At 63.3% G+C, this 16,851-nt stretch carries 12 protein-coding genes and 7 pseudogenes; 9 read left to right on the top strand and 10 right to left on the bottom strand.

The window, feature by feature from the left end; translation table 11 throughout:
* Positions 1-146: 146 nt before the first annotated feature.
* Positions 147-338, top strand: a pseudogene (locus HCU76_RS32030) (IS110 family transposase); the annotation flags it as partial.
* Here HCU76_RS32030 and HCU76_RS32025 read toward each other — a convergent pair.
* Together HCU76_RS32025 and HCU76_RS32020 are read right to left on the bottom strand one after the other, a co-directional pair.
* A pseudogene (locus tag HCU76_RS32025) lies at positions 337-1,134 on the bottom strand (IS5 family transposase); the annotation flags it as partial. The pseudogenes HCU76_RS32030 and HCU76_RS32025 overlap by 2 nt on opposite strands.
* Before the next feature lie 161 nt (positions 1,135-1,295).
* Positions 1,296-2,556: pseudogene (locus HCU76_RS32020) on the bottom strand (IS701 family transposase).
* 121 nt (positions 2,557-2,677) lie between these two features.
* On the opposite strand from HCU76_RS32020, the gene HCU76_RS32015 reads away from it, so the two are divergent.
* Positions 2,678-3,028, top strand: coding sequence for a DUF6788 family protein (locus HCU76_RS32015; protein WP_213956654.1), 351 nt, complete (start codon positions 2,678-2,680; stop codon positions 3,026-3,028).
* Between the two features lie 413 nt (positions 3,029-3,441).
* Here HCU76_RS32015 and HCU76_RS32010 read toward each other — a convergent pair whose 3' ends face one another.
* Entirely contained in the window at positions 3,442-4,413 is a 972-nt protein-coding gene (locus HCU76_RS32010) for a LysR substrate-binding domain-containing protein (protein ID WP_213956653.1), read from the bottom strand.
* 115 nt (positions 4,414-4,528) lie between these two features.
* Here HCU76_RS32010 and HCU76_RS32005 point away from each other — a divergent pair, with 115 nt between their 5' ends.
* The 4 genes and pseudogenes from HCU76_RS32005 to HCU76_RS31990 form a co-directional block, all read left to right on the top strand.
* Positions 4,529-5,500, top strand: a complete 972-nt coding sequence (locus HCU76_RS32005; protein ID WP_213956652.1) for a tripartite tricarboxylate transporter substrate binding protein — start codon at positions 4,529-4,531, stop codon at positions 5,498-5,500.
* A gap of 52 nt (positions 5,501-5,552) precedes the next feature.
* Positions 5,553-6,794 carry an aconitase X gene (locus HCU76_RS32000; protein WP_305729962.1) on the top strand — a complete coding sequence of 414 codons (1,242 nt, stop codon included), beginning with the start codon at positions 5,553-5,555 and terminating at the stop codon, positions 6,792-6,794.
* Positions 6,791-7,231 carry an aconitase X swivel domain-containing protein gene (locus HCU76_RS31995; RefSeq protein WP_213956650.1) on the top strand — a complete coding sequence of 147 codons (441 nt, stop codon included), beginning with the start codon at positions 6,791-6,793 and terminating at the stop codon, positions 7,229-7,231. The genes HCU76_RS32000 and HCU76_RS31995 overlap by 4 nt, the downstream gene beginning before the upstream one ends.
* Before the next feature lie 114 nt (positions 7,232-7,345).
* Positions 7,346-7,983 (top strand): annotated as a pseudogene (locus tag HCU76_RS31990) (DUF4158 domain-containing protein); the annotation flags it as partial.
* A 237-nt stretch (positions 7,984-8,220) separates the two neighbouring features.
* On the opposite strand, the pseudogene HCU76_RS31985 reads toward HCU76_RS31990, so the two are convergent.
* The 4 genes and pseudogenes from HCU76_RS31985 to HCU76_RS31975 form a co-directional block, all read right to left on the bottom strand.
* A pseudogene (locus tag HCU76_RS31985) lies at positions 8,221-9,575 on the bottom strand (IS1380 family transposase).
* Positions 9,549-9,711, bottom strand: a pseudogene (locus HCU76_RS36960) (IS5/IS1182 family transposase); the annotation flags it as partial. The pseudogenes HCU76_RS36960 and HCU76_RS31985, both read right to left, overlap by 27 nt.
* 71 nt (positions 9,712-9,782) lie before the next feature.
* Positions 9,783-10,760, bottom strand: coding sequence for a tripartite tricarboxylate transporter substrate binding protein (locus HCU76_RS31980; RefSeq protein ID WP_218511537.1), 978 nt, complete (start codon positions 10,758-10,760; stop codon positions 9,783-9,785).
* Positions 10,761-10,797: 37 nt separating this feature from the next.
* Positions 10,798-11,871, bottom strand: a complete 1,074-nt coding sequence (locus tag HCU76_RS31975) for a TauD/TfdA family dioxygenase (RefSeq protein ID WP_213956648.1) — start codon at positions 11,869-11,871, stop codon at positions 10,798-10,800.
* Positions 11,872-11,964: 93 nt separating this feature from the next.
* Here HCU76_RS31975 and HCU76_RS31970 point away from each other — a divergent pair, with 93 nt between their 5' ends.
* Positions 11,965-12,912, top strand: a complete 948-nt coding sequence (locus HCU76_RS31970) for a LysR family transcriptional regulator (protein ID WP_213956647.1) — start codon at positions 11,965-11,967, stop codon at positions 12,910-12,912.
* Positions 12,913-13,186: 274 nt separating this feature from the next.
* On the top strand, positions 13,187-13,381 hold the full coding sequence (locus tag HCU76_RS31965) for a hypothetical protein (RefSeq protein WP_213956646.1): 195 nt from the start codon (positions 13,187-13,189) through the stop codon (positions 13,379-13,381).
* Positions 13,382-13,994: 613 nt separating this feature from the next.
* On the opposite strand, the gene HCU76_RS31960 is transcribed toward HCU76_RS31965, so the two are convergent.
* Positions 13,995-14,372 (bottom strand): response regulator transcription factor, encoded by a 378-nt coding sequence (locus tag HCU76_RS31960; RefSeq protein WP_213956645.1) that lies wholly within the window; start codon positions 14,370-14,372, stop codon positions 13,995-13,997.
* A gap of 199 nt (positions 14,373-14,571) precedes the next feature.
* On the opposite strand from HCU76_RS31960, the pseudogene HCU76_RS37350 reads away from it, so the two are divergent.
* Positions 14,572-14,664 (top strand): annotated as a pseudogene (locus HCU76_RS37350) (glycogen/starch/alpha-glucan phosphorylase); the annotation flags it as partial.
* On the opposite strand, the gene speB reads toward HCU76_RS37350, so the two are convergent.
* Positions 14,660-15,607: an agmatinase gene (gene speB, locus HCU76_RS31950; RefSeq protein ID WP_213956644.1), complete on the bottom strand. Its 948-nt coding sequence runs from the start codon at positions 15,605-15,607 to the stop codon at positions 14,660-14,662. The pseudogene HCU76_RS37350 and the gene speB overlap by 5 nt on opposite strands.
* A 508-nt stretch (positions 15,608-16,115) precedes the next feature.
* Positions 16,116-16,851, bottom strand: a 736-nt coding sequence (locus HCU76_RS31945; RefSeq protein ID WP_218511536.1) for a carbamate kinase, incomplete at its 5' end; no start/stop codon positions are given.

Here is a 16,851-nt window from a genome sequence, read left to right as displayed (position 1 = left end):
CGATTCAGACCGGCGAAAGGCTAGACATGATGGTCGCTCTATAGGCGAAGGAACGCCCGTCTCCGGTATCGTGGATTGCGCACTCAGAGAGTGTGCCGAGCCACATGCGGCGGGTTTCCCAGCCGCAAACCGTATGGAGACGAGCCATGGACGAGAGTATCAATTTCTTCGTTGGTTTGGATGCCCACAAGGACAGCATTTCGGTTGCCGTGTGTGAAGCTGGGCGAGAGCCCAGCCGTTTCGTCGGCACCCTGGGGCCTGACGTGCAGGGGGTGATCAAGACGCTGCGCAAGTACGGCCCGGCGCGGCATGTGAGCGTGGTCTATGAAGCCGGGCCGCACCGAGCGTGACCTCGACATCCGGACTCGTGGTGGCCTGACGGGCGTCCCTGATCATGACCTTGGCCGCTTCGCGTTCGGCAAAGCCATCGGCTTGTGTGACCATCGCGTTGGCGATCAGGCCGTGGCGGTTGTCCGAGAGGGTATGGCCCATGTAGCGCAGCTCGCTGGCGGTCTTGCCCTTGCGGTACAGCCGCGCATCGCCATCGGTGCGCGAGGCGTGGGTTTCGTTGCTGCGGGTCTGACCTTTGAAGCTGGTGCTGCCGGTCGAGTCGTTGCCCGCATCATCATCGCTGCCGTCCTTGCGCACGAAGCTCCTGTGGCTGGCCCACGCCTGGATAAGGGTGCCATCGACGCTGAAATGTTCTCCCGACAGCCAGCCTTTGCGACCAGCTGTCTCGACGATGTGGTTGAACAGCTCGATGATGGCGTCGTGCTCGATCAGGCGTTCGCGGTTCTTGGTGAAGACGCTGGGAACCCAGACCGCATCGTCCATGGCCAGGCCGATGAACCAGCGATACAGGAGGTTGTATTGAGTCTGCTCCATGAGTTGGCGCTCCGAGCGAACGCTGAAGAAGATCTGCAGCAGCATCGCGCGCAGCAGCTTCTCTGGAGCGATGCTGGGGCGCCCGCCCTTGATGTCGGCCTCGTACATGCCGGCGAACAAGTCGTCCATCTTGAGCAGCGCTTCATTGACCATCGCGCGGATAGGACGCAGCGGGTGATTGGCGGGTACGAAGTCCTCCAGGCGGCGCATCGTGAACAAGCTCTCGGTGAAGGTATCGGCTCCGCGCATCGTCTGGGGTCTTGGGTTGCAACTGTCGGGGGATCAACTTCAAACGTTCGAGGGCTATCACGCGTCGACCATTGCAGAGGTCTTTCAGCACCCTGCTAGTCTTACTGTGTTAGATATTTGACGCCCGCTGATGCCGAAGACAACAGGGACATCGAGGTAGGTTACGCGCCAATAGAGCGCCGATACGCAATCGCAAGCTCGTGATGGAGGATGGGACGTGGCGCTGCGCCCTCTGGACTTCCCCGAGGTTTGTAATGCGTGGGTAGGGCAGGCTCCTCGCGAGCGGAGTTTTTTTACCCCCGACCTCGTCGGGGTGCTGCAGCCGCTGCGCCAGCAGGAAGCCGTAGGCGGCGATGCTGAGAGTGGCGTGGTGATGAAAGCCGCGCCAGCCACGGCCCTCGTACTGTCCCAGCCCCAGGTCCTGCTTGAGATCCTGGTAGTCGCGCTCGATTCGCCAGCGCATCTTGGCCTCGTAGACCATGCGCTCCAGCGGCGTGTCCTCGGGCAGCGTGGACAACCAGTACTTCAGCGGGCGAAGTGCGAGCGCAGCGCGGCGTTCGTGCCCTCGCGCCAGGTGACTTCCTGCCAATCGTCTGGATCAATGTCGAAGGCCACGTCCCTGACCGTACGGGGCCGGTGCTCGGGGGCGCTGGCGTCGCCGCGGCGCAGCCGCCGGGGGATGGGGCCCCTGCCGCTGTAGGGCCTGGGCGGCAGGGGCTCGTGCCCGGGCGGCCACACCGTGACGCTGCCTGTCACGCCCACGACGTAGGGCAGGCCCAGTTCGTCCAGGCGTTCTCGAAACGCGGTGTCCACGCCGTAGCCCGCATCGCTGAGCACGCAGTGCCTCGGCGCCCCTTGGGCCAGCAAGTGTTCGATCTGCTGCAGCGCGATCTGAGGCTTGGTGGCGAACTCGAGCGTTTCGGGCACGCCGGCCTTCTCGCGTCGGGGCGGGTCATCGGCCCATTTCTGGGGAAGGTACAGCTGCCACGCCACCGGAATGCTGGCCGCCGCGCAGGCCAGCGACACGCTCACCGCCACCTGGCAGTTGTCCTGCTTGCCCAGCATCCCGCAGTACTGGCGCGCGACGCCCACCGAGTGCCGCCCCTGCTTGGGAAACCCCGTGTCATCGATGATCCACCAGCCGCCGTCGCTGAAATTCATCAACGGCACGACCCATTGGCATACCCCCAGCAGCATGCGCTCGTCCGACCAATTCGCATCGGCCACAAAGTGGTGCAACGACTGGTGGCGCGAACGAACATTCAGCGGATCCATGTGCGCGGCCATCGGCTCCACGCTCTTGCGCTGCAGCGGCGACATCAGCCCCGTGGTGTACCCGCGCAGCCCGGCGTGGCGATCTGAATGTCCCAGGCCCTCGCTCAGGTGGGCCATGTACTGCTCGAAATCCTTCAGGTCTTCCATCGATCGCCCTTTGCTGCGCAGTATGCACACGGCCCGCAGTGCGCAGGTCATACAGGCCAGGAAACTTGCATATTGATATTCTGTTGCTAATACTAGCGACAGATAGACGAAAGTAAAGCCTATGGCGCATCGACCCGAAACCATCATCAAGCAGGCACGCGAGCGCATCGCGCGAATCCGGGACACCCTCGGCGAGATCGACTACCTGTGCTCAGGTACGTTGCTACAACGCACGAAGGTCTGTGGAAAGCCGGGCTGCCGTTGCGCCAGCGATCCGGACGCTCGCCACGGCCCTTACTTCAAATGGGGGCACATGAAGGGCGGCAAGCTGGTTCACCGCACGGTCTCGCCCGAACAAGCCGTCATCCTGGAGATCGCCATCGCCAACCATCGCAAGGCGAAGAAGCTCATGCAGGCGTGGGAGCAGGAGACGGAACGGCTCCTTGATGCACAAGCGCCGCGCAAACCATAGCCGGTGGCCACGTGCGATTCAGAATCCGTGCCTATGAGCAAACCCAGGTGAAGCCCCTCGCACTTGGCAAGCATAAGGAGCACGTCAATTTAATGACACAGTAAGACTAATCGTACTGGACTCCAACTTGCGCGGACATCAAATCGAACGCTCTCACCCCATCTGCTGCTTCAGGTTCGTACCCAACCTCCTGAATGACGAGCTACGCGAGTCCTTCGAGAGGAGGTATCCGCCCTTCAGCGCTGAGGTGCGAGCGCCGCTTTCACAGTAGCCATTGTGAAAGGAAGCTGCACTGCACACCCCCAGGAAATGGATGCTCTCCCGGTCGCGAACCCGCCGTCCGATGACGACGATTCCGAAGGCTGACCGCCGGCTACCACCCAGGTGACTCTTCGGCGTTCTGGCGCAGCCGCTCAAGCCACTCGAAGCTTGAGCTGCGCCGCGCTCTCCCGCACGATCTCCGCGAAGTGCTCCACCAGCGGTGGCTGTTCAACTTCGCTGCGAAACAGCAGGCTGATAGGCGAGAAGTCGCCACTCAACTCGGGCCCGAGCAACATCAGATCACGGGCCACTTTGCCCTGCAACGCGATGGAACGCGGCAACACACCCAGCAGCGAGGTGCGCGCGATGACGTGGCGCATCTTCTCGAAGCTGCTGGACTCCACCGCCACTTCGGGCCGTAGCACCCCCTGGCGGGTGAACAAGTTGTCGGTCAGCTCGCGCAGCGGTGTGCCAGCGGCCGGCAGCACCCAGCGGCCCCGCGCCAATTCGTCCCAGCCCACCTTGCGGCGCCTTGCAAGCGGGCTGGCAGTGCCGCACACGATGGCGAACGACTCGGTATAGACGTTCATCACGCGCAGTGACTTCGCCTGCGTCGCGTCGAGCACCCGACCGAAGCACAGGTCCAAGTCGTTGCGCGCCAGGCTGGCCAATAGTTCGGTGGTGGCGCCCTCCTGCATGCTGAAGCGCACGCGCGGCCATTGGACGATCGTCCTTTCCACGGAGCGCGCCAGCAGTTCGGAGGCGAGCGACGGCAGGATGCCCAGGCGGATGTGGCCGCTCGCGCCGTCGGCGACAGCCTCCACCTCGCGCGTCATGTTGCCGATGTCGGCCTGCAGGATGGCAATGTGCCGGCGCACCACCACGCCGTACTGGGTGAGCTTCATACCGCGCCGGTCGCGCTCGAAGAGCTGCACGCCCAGCATGTCCTCCAGGTCCTGGATCAGCTTGGTGGCGGCGGGCTGCGTCATGCTGGAGGTGTCGGCCGCCTTGCGCAGCGTCTGCAGCTCGCAGACATGGCGAAACAGCTCTAGGTGCTTCAGCTTGAGCCGCCCCTGAAGCGCACCGGCGGCCAGGGTGGGGCGTGCGCGTGTGGCTTCCCTCATGTGGATTTCCCGATCAAGTGGTGATAACCGTGCCTTATCACTGGCACCTAATTCTCGATTATGCAAGCATGCGTCGAGCCGCCATAGTTGGGGCCACAAGACAAATGGAGCCCCGATGCCACTGAACTTCCACCTTCGTCGCCTCGCCATGACCTTGGCCGTGCTGGCGACCGGCGCTGCAAGCGCCGCCTACCCCGACAAGCCTGTGCGGCTGATCGTCGCCTTCTCGCCGGGCGGCGCCACCGACGTGGTGGCGCGTGCCTTGGGCGTGCGCCTCGGTCAGTTGTGGGGCCACCCGGTGGTAGTGGAGAACAAGACCGGCGCCGGCGGCAACATCGGGGCTGACTTCGTCGCCAAGTCGCCCTCCAACGGCTACACGCTGTTGCTCGCCTCGCCGGCAGAGATCGCCATCAACCCGTACCTCTACGCACAATTGCCCTACGACCCGGCCAAGGACCTGCTGCCGGTATCCAAGGTCGCGTCCGCCCCGCTGGTGCTGGTGGTCAATGCCAAGGCGCCATCGAAGAACGTGAAGGAACTTGTGGCGAACATCAAGGCCACGCCGGCTGGCCTCAACTATGCCTCTTCGGGCACTGGCGGCCCGCAGCACCTGGCCGGCGAGCTATTCCGGCTGATGTCCGACACCAAGCTGACACACGTGCCCTATAAGGGCGGCGCACCTGCCATTACCGATCTGCTGGGTGGCCAAGTGGACCTTTTCTTCTCCGGCCTGCCGCCCGCACTGCCGCAGGTGAAGGCCGGCAGGCTCCGTGCGCTGGCTGTCACCACCGACAAGCCATCGGCCTTGCTGCCGGGCATTCCGACGGTAGCCGACTCCGGCTATCCCGGCTTCAACATCGAGAACTGGCAAGGCCTGTTCGTGCCGGCCGGCACCCCACCTGCGGTGGTGCAGGCGATCGCCCACGGAGTGGCCAGCGTCGCCGCCGACAAGTCCTTCGCCGAGCAACTCACCGTGCAGGGCGCGGTGCCCGACCTGCTGCCGCCGGCCGAGTTCGCCGCCTTTGTGCGCGCCGAATCGCAGAAGTACAGCAAGCTCGTTAAGGAATCCGGCGCCAAGGCCGATTGAGGACAAAGACATCATGCAACTCGCAGAAGAGACACGCTTCGACACCGGCACCCTGGTGTTGACCAACGAGGAGCTGGCCATGCTGCGCGGCGATCTCGGCCCCGCAGTACAGGACGCGATCCAGTTCCAGATCGAGGTCGGGAGCTTCTTCGGCGCCAAGCGTTTGGTGCCGATCACCAATGCGCACGTGATGGGCGACATCGAGGTGATGGGCGACGCCGGGCTTGACGTGCTGCGCGGCATGCGCGAGCACAAGTCTCGTTGCGTGGTGCCCACCTCCAGCAACGCCCAGTGCATGCACTTCGGCGATCACAAAAACCTGCAGCCCGACCCGCAAGCCCTGAGCAAGGAGCGCGAGATCATCGTGCACCTGCAGGATATGCGCGTAGCCACCACCGACAGTTGCATCCCCTACCAGACCGTATACCAGCCCAAGGTCGGCGAGCATGTGGCCTGGGGCGACACCGGCACCGTGATCTATGCCAACTCGGTGCTGGGCGCGCGCACCAACTTCGAGGCCGGCAAGTCCAGCTTCGCCGCCGCGCTCACCGGCCGCACGCCGGCCTATGGCTTCCATTTGGACGAGGCGCGGCGCGGTTCCTTCCTGGTGGATGTGCAGGCGCAGATGAAGGATCTGGCGGATTGGGGGGCTCTCGGCAAGATCGTCGGCCATCCGCACCAGGACTACTTGGCGGTGCCGGTGTTCGACGGCATCCGCACGACTCCGCTGTCGGATGCGCTCAAGCACCTGGGCGCTGCGCTTGCAAGCTACGGCTCGATGGGCATGTTCCACATGGTCGGCGTGACGCCTGAGGCGCGCACGCGCGAAGTCGCCTTCGGTGGCAACAGGTCCAGCGAGACCATGACGGTGACCGACGCCGACATCGAGGCCATCTACCGCAGCTACTCGTACCGCGAGGGCGGCGCCAACATCGTGGTCTTCTCCGGACCGCAATTGTCGATCTTCGAGATGCAGGACTTGGCCGAGCTGTTCAAAGGTCGCAAGGTCGCGCCCGGCATGAGCGCGGTGATCACGACCAACCACGCGGTCTACAGCGACGCCCAGCGCCTAGGGTACGTCGCCACGCTGGAGGCAGCCGGCGTGACCATCCTGCAGGGCGTGTGCTTCTACATCCTGCAGCGCCTGAGCCAGATTCGCGAGGAGAACGGCTGGACCAACCTGATCTCCAACTCCGGCAAGCTGGTGAACACCATCACCGCGCACCGCTTCAACACGGTGCTGCGACGCACCGCGCAGTGCGTGGACATCGCCTGCACGGGAGAGCTGAAATGAGCCGCACCATCGCGCTCACTCGCGCCTTCGGCGAGGCGGTCGAGGGGGAAGCCATCGTGATGCGCGAGGGCTTCAGCCCGCGCTACGACCTGGACCGCACCACCGGCGTCATCTCGCGCATCGGCCACAGCGCCGAGGGCCTGTCGATCAAGGATCGTATCCTCGTCATCCCGACCGCCAAGGGCGGCGTGGCCGGGGGCTGGGCCTTCTACGACATGCTGCAGCAGGGCTTCGGCCCGAAGGCTTTGGTGTTCGGCAAGCTCAATCCGGTGATGGTGCAAGGCGCCGTCCTGGCCCGCATGACCATAAGCGAGGGCTGGTCGGAGGACCCGTTGCAGGCGGTTAAAACAGGCGACCGAGTGCGGGTTGAACCGCGCGCGCGGACCCTTTCGCTAGTGGGGGTCGATTTGTTTTCGGTGTCAAAAGTGATAGCATGAATCCCCAGCAACGGCGCGGGGGTGCGTTCGGTAAGTCATTGATTTCGCGAGCATTACTGTTCACTTCGCTGAGGCGTATCGTGTCCGGCCCCCAAATCGTCAAGGAGCGCGGCCATGCAAGGCTGGCAGACGTCGTACTTGGGCCTGCGCGACATCCCGGGCGAGCTCAGCGAATTCGAGTTGCGGGCGTTTTTCAGCTTCAGTCCCGCCGAGCACGAGTTGCTTGCGCGACGTCGCAGCGACAGCCTCAAGCTGGGCTTGGCGCTGCACATCGGCTTCGCGCGCATGAGCGGCCGACCCCTGAACAGCGTGCGGGCCGTGCCGCCCAAGTTGCTTCGCCAACTTGGCCACGAACTGGGCATTGCCGCACCTGACTTGGTTTCGCTGCGCGCGCTGTACGCCCGTGGACGCACCCTGTTCGATCACCAGCAGCAGGCGTGCGAGTGCCTGGGCTTCAAATGGATGACCGAGCACCAGCGCCGTGCCTTGGTGCGGGTGCTGCGTGACGAAGTCGCGCACTGCACCGACCGCGAACGGCTACTTGTCCTTGCCCGCCAGTGGCTCTACGACCACCGGCTTCTCATCGTGCATGACCGCGTCATTCAGGCCATGGTCGCGGCCGCGCGGTCGAACTCGAAGCAGCGACAAGTCAAGGTATCCTGGCGAGGGTGCCTACTGCGACACGCAAGCGCTGGACATCGGCACTGAATGCACTACGCCCCGATGGGCAGCACTGTCACAGCTGGCTATGGACCTGGATCCGTGAGCCGAAATGCTCTTCGGGCCCATTGGGGCTACTCGGTTGCGACCGAAGCACTCAATCCGACAGCCCGAGTGGTGGCAATGCCGAAATCAACGCGATAGAGCCGTCGACATCATGGGTTGATGGTCGAGTCCGATTGGTCTTGCGTGCGCAGACCCACGCCGCAACGTCGCTTGAGTGCGATCTTCTGAAATCCGTGAGGCCGAGTGGTGGGTGCCGGCTGCACTCAGCCGCAGGCAGCGAAGAGTTCCGCGTGCAACCGCTGGAACGCCTTGGCCGCGCGATCGTTGGCACCGAGCCCGAGGATGATGCGCCGGCCGTGCTCGATGATTCGCCCGGCGCGGTAGACGAGCTCCTGCATCACCGTCTTCAGGCGCCTGCGCTTGGCCGCGTGACGCACTGGCGCATCGGGCCCCAACAGCCCGGCCTGGCCCATCAGGCGCAGGATATTCATCGCCAACCCCGCGAGCTCGCACACCAGATAGTTGGTGTCGAACTTGCCCGAGGGCAGCCGCTCCAGATTCAGGTCGGCCTTGAACTCGGAAGGGAACTGCTCGTGCGTGCCGTGGTCGGCATACAGCGCGATGATGGCCCTCGCATCGAACTGTTTGACGCTCAGGCTGGTGGTCCAGCCGTCCAGCGTGAGCTTGGGCTCGATCAGCAACTGGCCCTGCGCATCGATGGTGCGCTCGGACAGGCGCAGCACCCGGCGCAGCGGCCGCTCGATGCCTTTTGATGTGGAGCGCCTGATCCCACTGCGCCACGCGCTTGCCCTCGCGGGGATGTTCCCAGTGCGTGGTGGCGTCGGACTCAAGCCGCTCGGCCAGCGCCGCCACATCGGTCGTGCGCGGGTTCCACTTGATCAGCCAGTCCAGCTGAGGCATGCCGGCACGGTTGTACGAATCGATCTCACGCATCAGCGCCGCGGAGTCGAAGCCAGAGTCCAGCCGCGCCAGGATCGGCGCCTTCGGGCCCTCCGCGCTCATGCGTTGGGCCATCGGGAGCACCCGCTCGAAGTTGAATTACGTCTCCGACGCCGAGTGCTGCACGCCCTGGGCGCAGCGCCAACTCCAGGCAGAACCCGTGCGAGCCCAGGTACGCTGCCAGCGGGCAGTAGCCATCGACCCCGGTATAGGTACGACCCACGCCGTCCTTGGCGGTGTCACCGTTGTCCATGGTGAACGTGTCGACATCCAATGCCAGCCAGCCACATGGCAAGACACCATAGTCGGCCCGCGCGCTGGCCAGCAGCGTCTCGATCAACGGGGGCAGGAAGTCAAACAGGTCGCCCGCGCGAGCGTCCATGCGCTGGCGCAGCGTCGGGCTGGAAGGCAGCAGCTCGATGCCCAGCGCCTGCTTGAAGAAGGCATCGCCGCGGAAGTTCTCGATCGCATCGAAGTCCGACTTGCCTTGCACCAGCAGGCCCAGGTAACTACGCAGGATGTCACTGTTGGCAACGCCATTCTTCACGGGCAATGCGGCATCGAGCTGCTTGAACACCGGCGCGAGTCGATTCAGATGATGACCTACCAGCGCCAGGCCGGCCACCGGCGTGAGGTCGTAGCTGATCGCCTCAAACACCGGTCGAGCCGGCTTTGGTGGTCGGCCGGCCCCTGGCTTGCTAGATTTTCTCTGCCGCCAAGCGCGCGGGAATCAGCGGCTCCACCCGCTGCCAGAACTCATCGCTTACCACCCACGACTCGATACGTTTCGCCAAGATCTTGATCCATCGCCGCACCCAGATGCGGCTCGGATCGACAGTTTACCTATTTACGGATAAGTTCCAATCTAAATGCCTGGCTTGATATTCCCCGCCACAATGATCTTGCGCCACTTTTCCGAGTCAGCCGCGATCAGCTTGGCGAACGCCGCGGGGCCCTGCGCCACGCTGCGCGAGCCAAAAGTGGCGACCAGTCTCTCGAAGTTCGGAGAGTGCGCGATTTTGAGAGTCTCTTGAGTTAGCCGCTCAGTCACTTCAGCAGGAATCCCCGCAGGTGCCAGAAGGCCGTACCAGCCCTGGGCTTCGAAGCCTGGCACACCGCTTTCAGCAACGGTAGGAACATCAGGCAGCAGGTCCACGCGCTCAAGGCTCGTCACAGCCAGGGCCGTCAAGGCCCCCGAAGCGATATGCGGGTTCACCAGCGCCAAGTTTTCAAAGGCATACAAAACTTCCGATCCCAGCACGGCCAAGACGGCCGGCGCGCCGCCCTTGTAGGCAACATGCGTCGATACCAGCTTCGTCTTCTGCAGGAATAGTTCGGCGGCCAGATGTTGGGGCGTCCCCGCACCCGCAGAGCCGTAGAAAGCCATGGGATTGCCTGCCTTCAGGCGGCTCGAGAGGTCGTTCACGGTTGCGAACCCCGACTTTTTGGACACCACCAGGACAAGCGGCGTCGCAGCCAAGAGGCTGATGGGCGTGAAGTCCTTCTGCGGATCGAAATTGACGTTCTTGTAAAGTGATGCGTTGATGGCCAAAGGCCCACTGGCTCCCATCAGCAGCGTGTGTGCATCACCCACGGCCTTGGCCACGAAAGCAGTCCCTATGTTGCCGCCAGCACCGGCCTTGTTGTCCACGACCACAGGCTGGCCGATGGCCTTGCCCAGATCGTTCGCAAGCGCACGGGCCAAAATGTCAACGATACCGCCTGGCGGATAGGAATTCACCAGCCGCACGGGTTGTTGCGGCCAAGGCGACGCTGCAGCATGACCCGAAGTCCAGGAAGCGCCGAGCGCCGTTGCTGCCACTAAAAATGTACGTCGGTCCATCGACTTCCTTCAGAAACGGGAGAGCGCCCGGGCCGCTTCAAGTCACGTTCAGCGCAAAGGTCAACCTGGTCTGGTTGGTGATGATGCCCCCCCGATCGCCGGGAGCAAGAGACCCGTACCGCGCCGAGAAACACTCGGGGAGTGCACGGGCGTTCCTCGGTGCCAGCCAGAGCCGCATCAAATGGCGCTTGCGTGCGGGCTCCGGCCAGTCTTCAAAGTCCGTGCGCGAGTGCAGGATCTGGTGGTTGTGCAGAAACTGCATGTCACCGGGGCTGAATTCCATCTGCAGGTTCAGGTCCGGATCGTTGGTCAGCGCATCGAGCAGTTCAAGTGCCTCGATCTCTTTCTCGGTAAGACGCCGAGCCGCGGGAAAGTTCTTCTGCGCGCTACGGATGTACTGCCCCACGTAGATGGTCGTGAGCTGGCCGGCATGCCAGTTGAAGACCGGCATATCAAACCACGGCAACCTGCCTTCGGGGACCTCGCCTCGCCGGTCCGTCGGAAATGCGTGGAAGAGCTGTTCGACCAGGTCAGGTCGGATACGTATCATCTTGTTGTAGATGGAAATCGAACTCACGATGCGACTCTCCCCGCCGGCGCGCGATGTCTTGAGACACAGAAGGCCCACGATATCGCAAGAATCGGTGTGGTATTCCAGGGCGCGGTTGGTCTGGTAGAAGCGAACCGAGGGTGTGCTGACGTCCGCTCCGGTGTCCTTCACATGCCCTAGCAGATGGCCCGCTGCATTCTGTGACCTGAAGCTCCCGAGATGTGCCCCGATGCCAAGGTACGCAATCGCCGTTTCCTCGGCACTGTGTCGATCGACGTCGAAGCCGCGCAGCATCACGAAACCTCGACCATTGATGACATCATTCAGGATGCCCCTGAGCCGAGGAGCCAGCAAGGGCAACTCAAAAGTAACGGGGGAAATGTCACCGAGCTCAGCGCCGGAGGCCTTAAATCTACGAATTGCCTCGTCGAGCTCTTGGAGTTCAGCGGCTGTCAGCATCTCGATCCATTCACCTCGGCTGGCCATCTCCGACCCTGTCCATGCAGCGTCCCCGTCAATGTATTTGGGCACGACAGGGGGGCAATCGATCACTTCTGTCATTTCTTTCCTTCAGGTGGAGGGTGTGCAGTCTACTCATCCCTGCAAAATCAATACAACGAATAATTTCGATGGTTGCATCGATAGAATCGATAGATGAACCTCACTATCAAGCAGCTCAGAGCATTTGCTGCCGTCGCCAGGGAGGCGAGCTTCACAAGGGCGGCCGTCAAGCTTCACGTGACCCAGTCCACGTTGACTGCGGCTATCAAGGCGCTCGAGTCCGAAATCGGATGCCGTCTGCTGGATCGATCCACGCGCGAGGTGGCACTCACGGCACAGGGCGAGAAGTTCCTTCCCGCCACGGACCGCCTGCTGCGCGAACTCTCGCAGTCTCTGCAAGAACTCCAGGACACTGCCAACCGGCAACGCGGTTTTGTGGTGGTGGCCGCTGCGGCTTCGTTCATCAACTATGTCCTAGCGCCAGCCGTTGTCCAGATGGCCGAGATCTATCCCGGCATCAGAGTGCGGCTGTGCGATGAGACGACTGCAGGCGCCTGCAGACGCGTGTTGGCCGGCGAAGCAGACTTTGCTGTGACGACGCTCTTCCAGGACGTTGAGGGCTTAGAGGCCAGCCTAGTACTGACGGACGCCTATGGGGCGGTCTTCAGCGCGGACCATTGTCTGAATGATTCCACGGGGCCCATCAAGTGGAGTGCGCTGGACCCGAACACGGTGGTCAAACTTGATCGTGCCAACGGCATACAAGCATTGATCGAAATGAATCCCAAGCTGATGCGAAGCAGCCTTGAGCCTGCGTACGAAGTCGGTTCCATGTCGTCCCTCTTTCCATTGCTGGTACGTAGCCTGGGGTACGCCACTTTGCCAGCCATGGCTGCGCAGCCTCTGATCAATGCGGGACTGAAGTTTCGCCCGCTACAGCACCCCGTACTCAGGCGAAATCTGTACTTCGTGACAAAGCACGGAAGAGACCTTCCGCCCGCTGGCCAAGCACTGCGGCAGGCGATGAATGATGCCATTCGAAAGCTGGCACCCAACGAGCACATCCGCCTGGTACAACATCCAGCGAATGTCTTCCATTGAACCGAGTCATGGGGACGTGGAGGCGGCGCGCGTGTTCTCAAGCTGATTGACACTGGACAGTCCACAGGCTTGGCCTGTGGGCAGGTGGCTTGTCCACGGCGGACAGCGGGCGAAGGTTGTTCATCGGGCCAATAAACAGTGCTTCGGCGATCAGGCGGAGTTGCTCGCGGAACCTGGTGGCACCGATGCATGATGCCGCATCTTGCCAACCGTCGCTCGTCGGCGCGCGAATCGAAACTCAGGAACAGCAGCAGCCGTCCCACGGGAATTCCCCGTGGAACCCGGTAAGAGCCAGCCCGCCGGCATCGCTGTGGTCCTCGCCGCCCGTGAACGAGGCCATCCGGCCGCCCTGGCGCGCCAGCAGCGCACGCTCCTGTTCCAGCCCGTCGCTGCGCGCGAGCTGTCCGCGCCGATGCGCGCCAGCGCCTCGATCGCCAGCTGGTCGACCATCGGGTGCACGATGGCCTGATGCAGTCCGGCATCGCCGGATCGCAGATGCGGGCGGATCTGGTGATCGCTGAACCCCAGCGTGGTCTGCGCCACGTCGGTGCGCGCGACCTCGCTCCTCCTGGGGGCTCGCCTAACGTCCGCCCGTTCATTCATGGCCATGCCCAGCACGGCGTATGCGTGCGCCAGCCCGCGCTGTTGGTCGAAGAAGGTGCGCGGTTCCGCCGAGCGGCCGAGCAGGGGCCGAGTCGTCCGCCCCGGCGAAGAAGGCCCGGATGGGGCCAGCTAGTCCTCGGATCCGCAAACGCGCGAACGTGCAGCGCTGCCTTGGCGATGGGCTGCTTCGAGGCGCGCTTGGTGGCCTTGCGCCAGCCCCACGCGGGGACTCAGCGCGAGGAACGCGCTGCCCCATGCGTTCGACGTCCCCGTCAGTCGGTGCATCCTGGCCTTGCCGCCGAAGCCAAGCGAGGATGCCCGTGGCGCAGCCGGCGCTCAGGCGAAATCGTCGAGTTGCTTGCGGCGGGAGGCCGACCAGCAGGTTCATCCGCATCGCAGAGCCTTGTTCAGCCACTGCCGGCCTAGGAAAAGGAAAACACCCGTCCCCGCGGTTTGCCATCGTCAGGCCAGCGAGCAAATCAAGCTCCGTGGGCTCTCGCGATGCCAATCGCGTGGCACAGCTCAACGCTTGTGAAAGGCTTGCGTAACAAGGCTTTGACGCCGATTGTGCGGGTGGCACGATCAGGATTCGCGTCGTCACTCGCGGTGATCACGATCACAGGCACGTCAACGTTCGCAGCCCGCATGCGCTCCAGCACATCAAAACCCGACAGCCCCGGCATCTGCAGGTCAAGAAGGGCAGACAGCGGCAAGTGCCCGCTCAATGATTCCAGGAAAGATTCGCCACTCGCGTATTCACACACGCGGAAATTTGCGGATCGAAGCATGCGCCCGATCGCCACGCGCACTGACGGTTCATCGTCCACCACGGCGATTGAAGCTTCAGGCTGGTCCATCATGCATATGCTACGCCGATGCGCGCAGGTCCGGCACTGGACTTTGGTTCAGTTGGGCCGGCAATTCCCGCCCCGGCGGTGGCGCTGAAATGACCCGCCCGTCGGGCGTAGCCCTTCCCTTAGCCGGGATGTCGAAGGCGACCTCAGGGATGCGGCGCACCAACACATGTCGGATGGGACTAGCCCAGGCGGCTCACAGCTGGGCGGCGCCAACGTCGAAATTCGCGAGGAGGTCGGCGATCACAACTTCTTCCTCTTCGGATTGACCGCTGAAGAGGTGGCGCGGGTCAAAGTTGAGTTGCTTCACGGCCCTTGCGGTGGTGGAATACTTGGCCACATAGATAAGTCCACACAAACGCCGCTGCGGCGTAGCTCGTGAGCTCGGCGTGGTCATAGGCGGGAGCGACTTCGACGCAGTCCATGCCGACGAAGGGCATATCGGCCAACTCCTCAAGCAAGCTGAGCATCTGGTTGACAGTGAGTCCGCCCGGCTCGGGCGTACCCGTCCCCGGCGCGAATGCTGGATCCAGACAATCGATGTCGAGGCTCATATACAACGGCGGCGCGCCATGCGCGGCGAGCCGGCCGCGTATATCTGCCAGCACAGCTTTGAGTTGCGACGGATTCTCCAGTCCGCGCAGTTCGCGCGCAGTGAAAATCAGACCGCCCTGATCGGCGACAAACTCGCGCGCCTCCCGCGTACCTGCCGAGCGGATCCCCAATTGGACAAAGCACTCCTTGACCACCAGACCTTCGTGGAAAGCCTCAAAGACCCATGTACCGTGCCCACTCGGCTCACCGAAATGGTCCTTCCACGTATCGCAGTGGGCATCGAAATGAATGACGGCAAGCGGCTGACCAAGCCACGCCTTGTACGCCCGCAACAGGGAAAGCGTGATGGAGTGGTCGCCGCCGATCCAAGCCACGTGGTGCTGTCGGATCATCTGCTGAACCTGCGGCTCCATAACGGCACGCATCGATTCCAAGCTCGTGTTCGGCAAAGGGAGGTCGCCCAAGTCCGTCAGCACATCCAGCAAGGAGACGTCGAAGTGCGGGTGGATACCGTCACAGAGCATGTGGCTGGCGGTGCGCACGGCGCTCGGGCCAAAGCGCGCGCCCGGACGGTTCGTCACCGCGCCGTCCCAAGCGACTCCGGCCACGGCATAGCGACGGTCGGCGCGTTGCCGCGGAACTTTGAGAAAACTGGTGTCCGACAAAAAGGCGAAGGTAGTCATAGTCAATCATCCCAACGGCCATCAGGTCTTGTGTGGGCGCGACGCGGCTACTTGAGCGTAACGAAATGGTCCCCGCCCAGCACAGCGGCTGCGTGCGTCGTCTCCGCGAATCCCGGTAGGCGACGGTCCTCGATACACAGTGTAGAGACAATCAATGTTCACTGTCCTGGGCGCGGGCGTTTCGCCGAGACATCCACATTACAAATACCGGCCAAATGGCAGCGCGCTTGTCGCAATGACCATGCGGCGCTGCGCACGTCACCGGGTCTGGCGCGCTCCGTCCCAGGGCAATCAGTAGATAGTAGAAAGGAACTTCGCGCTCGAATCGCGGTTCCTGAGATGGACTGTCAATGCCTTTGCACATTCTTCGCTATCGAGTTGCTCGCATGCATGACGCTATTGCCAACTTTCCCGGCAGTACGGGAGCGCGCGGTTAGAGGTCGCAGCCGGCATATCGAGGCACTCTCACGCACATCCAGCGCCCAATCCCTCCACGCGACCAAAGTGATCAGGCGTACACGATCGCCCCGGCACCTGCGGATATGGTCGTGCCGGCCTCGCCCGCCAGGATGCGGCCGAGATCCGCCAGCTCGCCGATGGCCGCCCGCTTGCCGGTCGAGCGCACGAAGCGGCAGGCCGCCTCCACCTTGGGGCCCATCGAGCCTGCGGCAAAGGTCATGGCGGACAGCGCGTCCGGCGAGGCACGCCGGATCGCGCGCTGCCCCGGCTTGCCCCAGTCGACGTAGACCGCAGGGGCATCGGTCAGCATCACGTACATGTCCGCGCCAAGTTCGCGCGCCAGCAACTCGGTGGCCAGGTCCTTGTCGATGACGCACTCGATGCCGGCGAGCTTGTGGTGGTCGGCGCCCTGCCCATAGGCCGCCGGGATGCCGCCGCCACCGGCCGCGATCACGATGGTGTTGTGTTCGACCAGCCACTTGATGGGCCGCAACTGGAAGATGCGCTTGGGCTCCGGCGAGGCGACCACGCGGCGCCACTTGTCGCCGTCCGGCTTGACGACCCAGCCCCTCTCTGCGGCCAGCCTGTCGGCCGCCTCCTTCGAGTAAACGGGGCCGATGAACTTCGTCGGATTGCTGAAGGCCGGATCCCTGGCATCGACCTCGACCATCGTCAGCAGCGTCGCGAAGGGGCGCTCGAAGGGCAGCAGGTTGCCGAGTTCCTGCTCGATCATGTAGCCGATCATGCCTTCGGTCTGCGCGCCCAGCACGTCCAGCGGATAGGTC

The organism is Variovorax sp. dw_308, from assembly GCF_019207085.1.
Classification (GTDB): Bacteria; Pseudomonadota; Gammaproteobacteria; order Burkholderiales; family Burkholderiaceae_C; genus Variovorax.
This window is presented reverse-complemented; position numbering and strand designations above follow the sequence as displayed.

Coding starts and splice junctions, on each gene's coding strand:
- HCU76_RS31970 (WP_213956647.1), top strand. CDS start 11,965: ATGAACCTCACTATCAAGCAGCTCAGAGCATTTGCTGCCGTCGCCAGG.
- HCU76_RS31975 (WP_213956648.1), bottom strand. CDS start 11,871: ATGACAGAAGTGATCGATTGCCCCCCTGTCGTGCCCAAATACATTGAC.
- HCU76_RS31980 (WP_218511537.1), bottom strand. CDS start 10,760: ATGGACCGACGTACATTTTTAGTGGCAGCAACGGCGCTCGGCGCTTCC.
- HCU76_RS32010 (WP_213956653.1), bottom strand. CDS start 4,413: ATGAGGGAAGCCACACGCGCACGCCCCACCCTGGCCGCCGGTGCGCTT.
- HCU76_RS31960 (WP_213956645.1), bottom strand. CDS start 14,372: ATGGACCAGCCTGAAGCTTCAATCGCCGTGGTGGACGATGAACCGTCA.
- HCU76_RS32005 (WP_213956652.1), top strand. CDS start 4,529: ATGCCACTGAACTTCCACCTTCGTCGCCTCGCCATGACCTTGGCCGTG.
- HCU76_RS32015 (WP_213956654.1), top strand. CDS start 2,678: ATGGCGCATCGACCCGAAACCATCATCAAGCAGGCACGCGAGCGCATC.
- HCU76_RS31995 (WP_213956650.1), top strand. CDS start 6,791: ATGAGCCGCACCATCGCGCTCACTCGCGCCTTCGGCGAGGCGGTCGAG.
- speB (WP_213956644.1), bottom strand. CDS start 15,607: ATGACTACCTTCGCCTTTTTGTCGGACACCAGTTTTCTCAAAGTTCCG.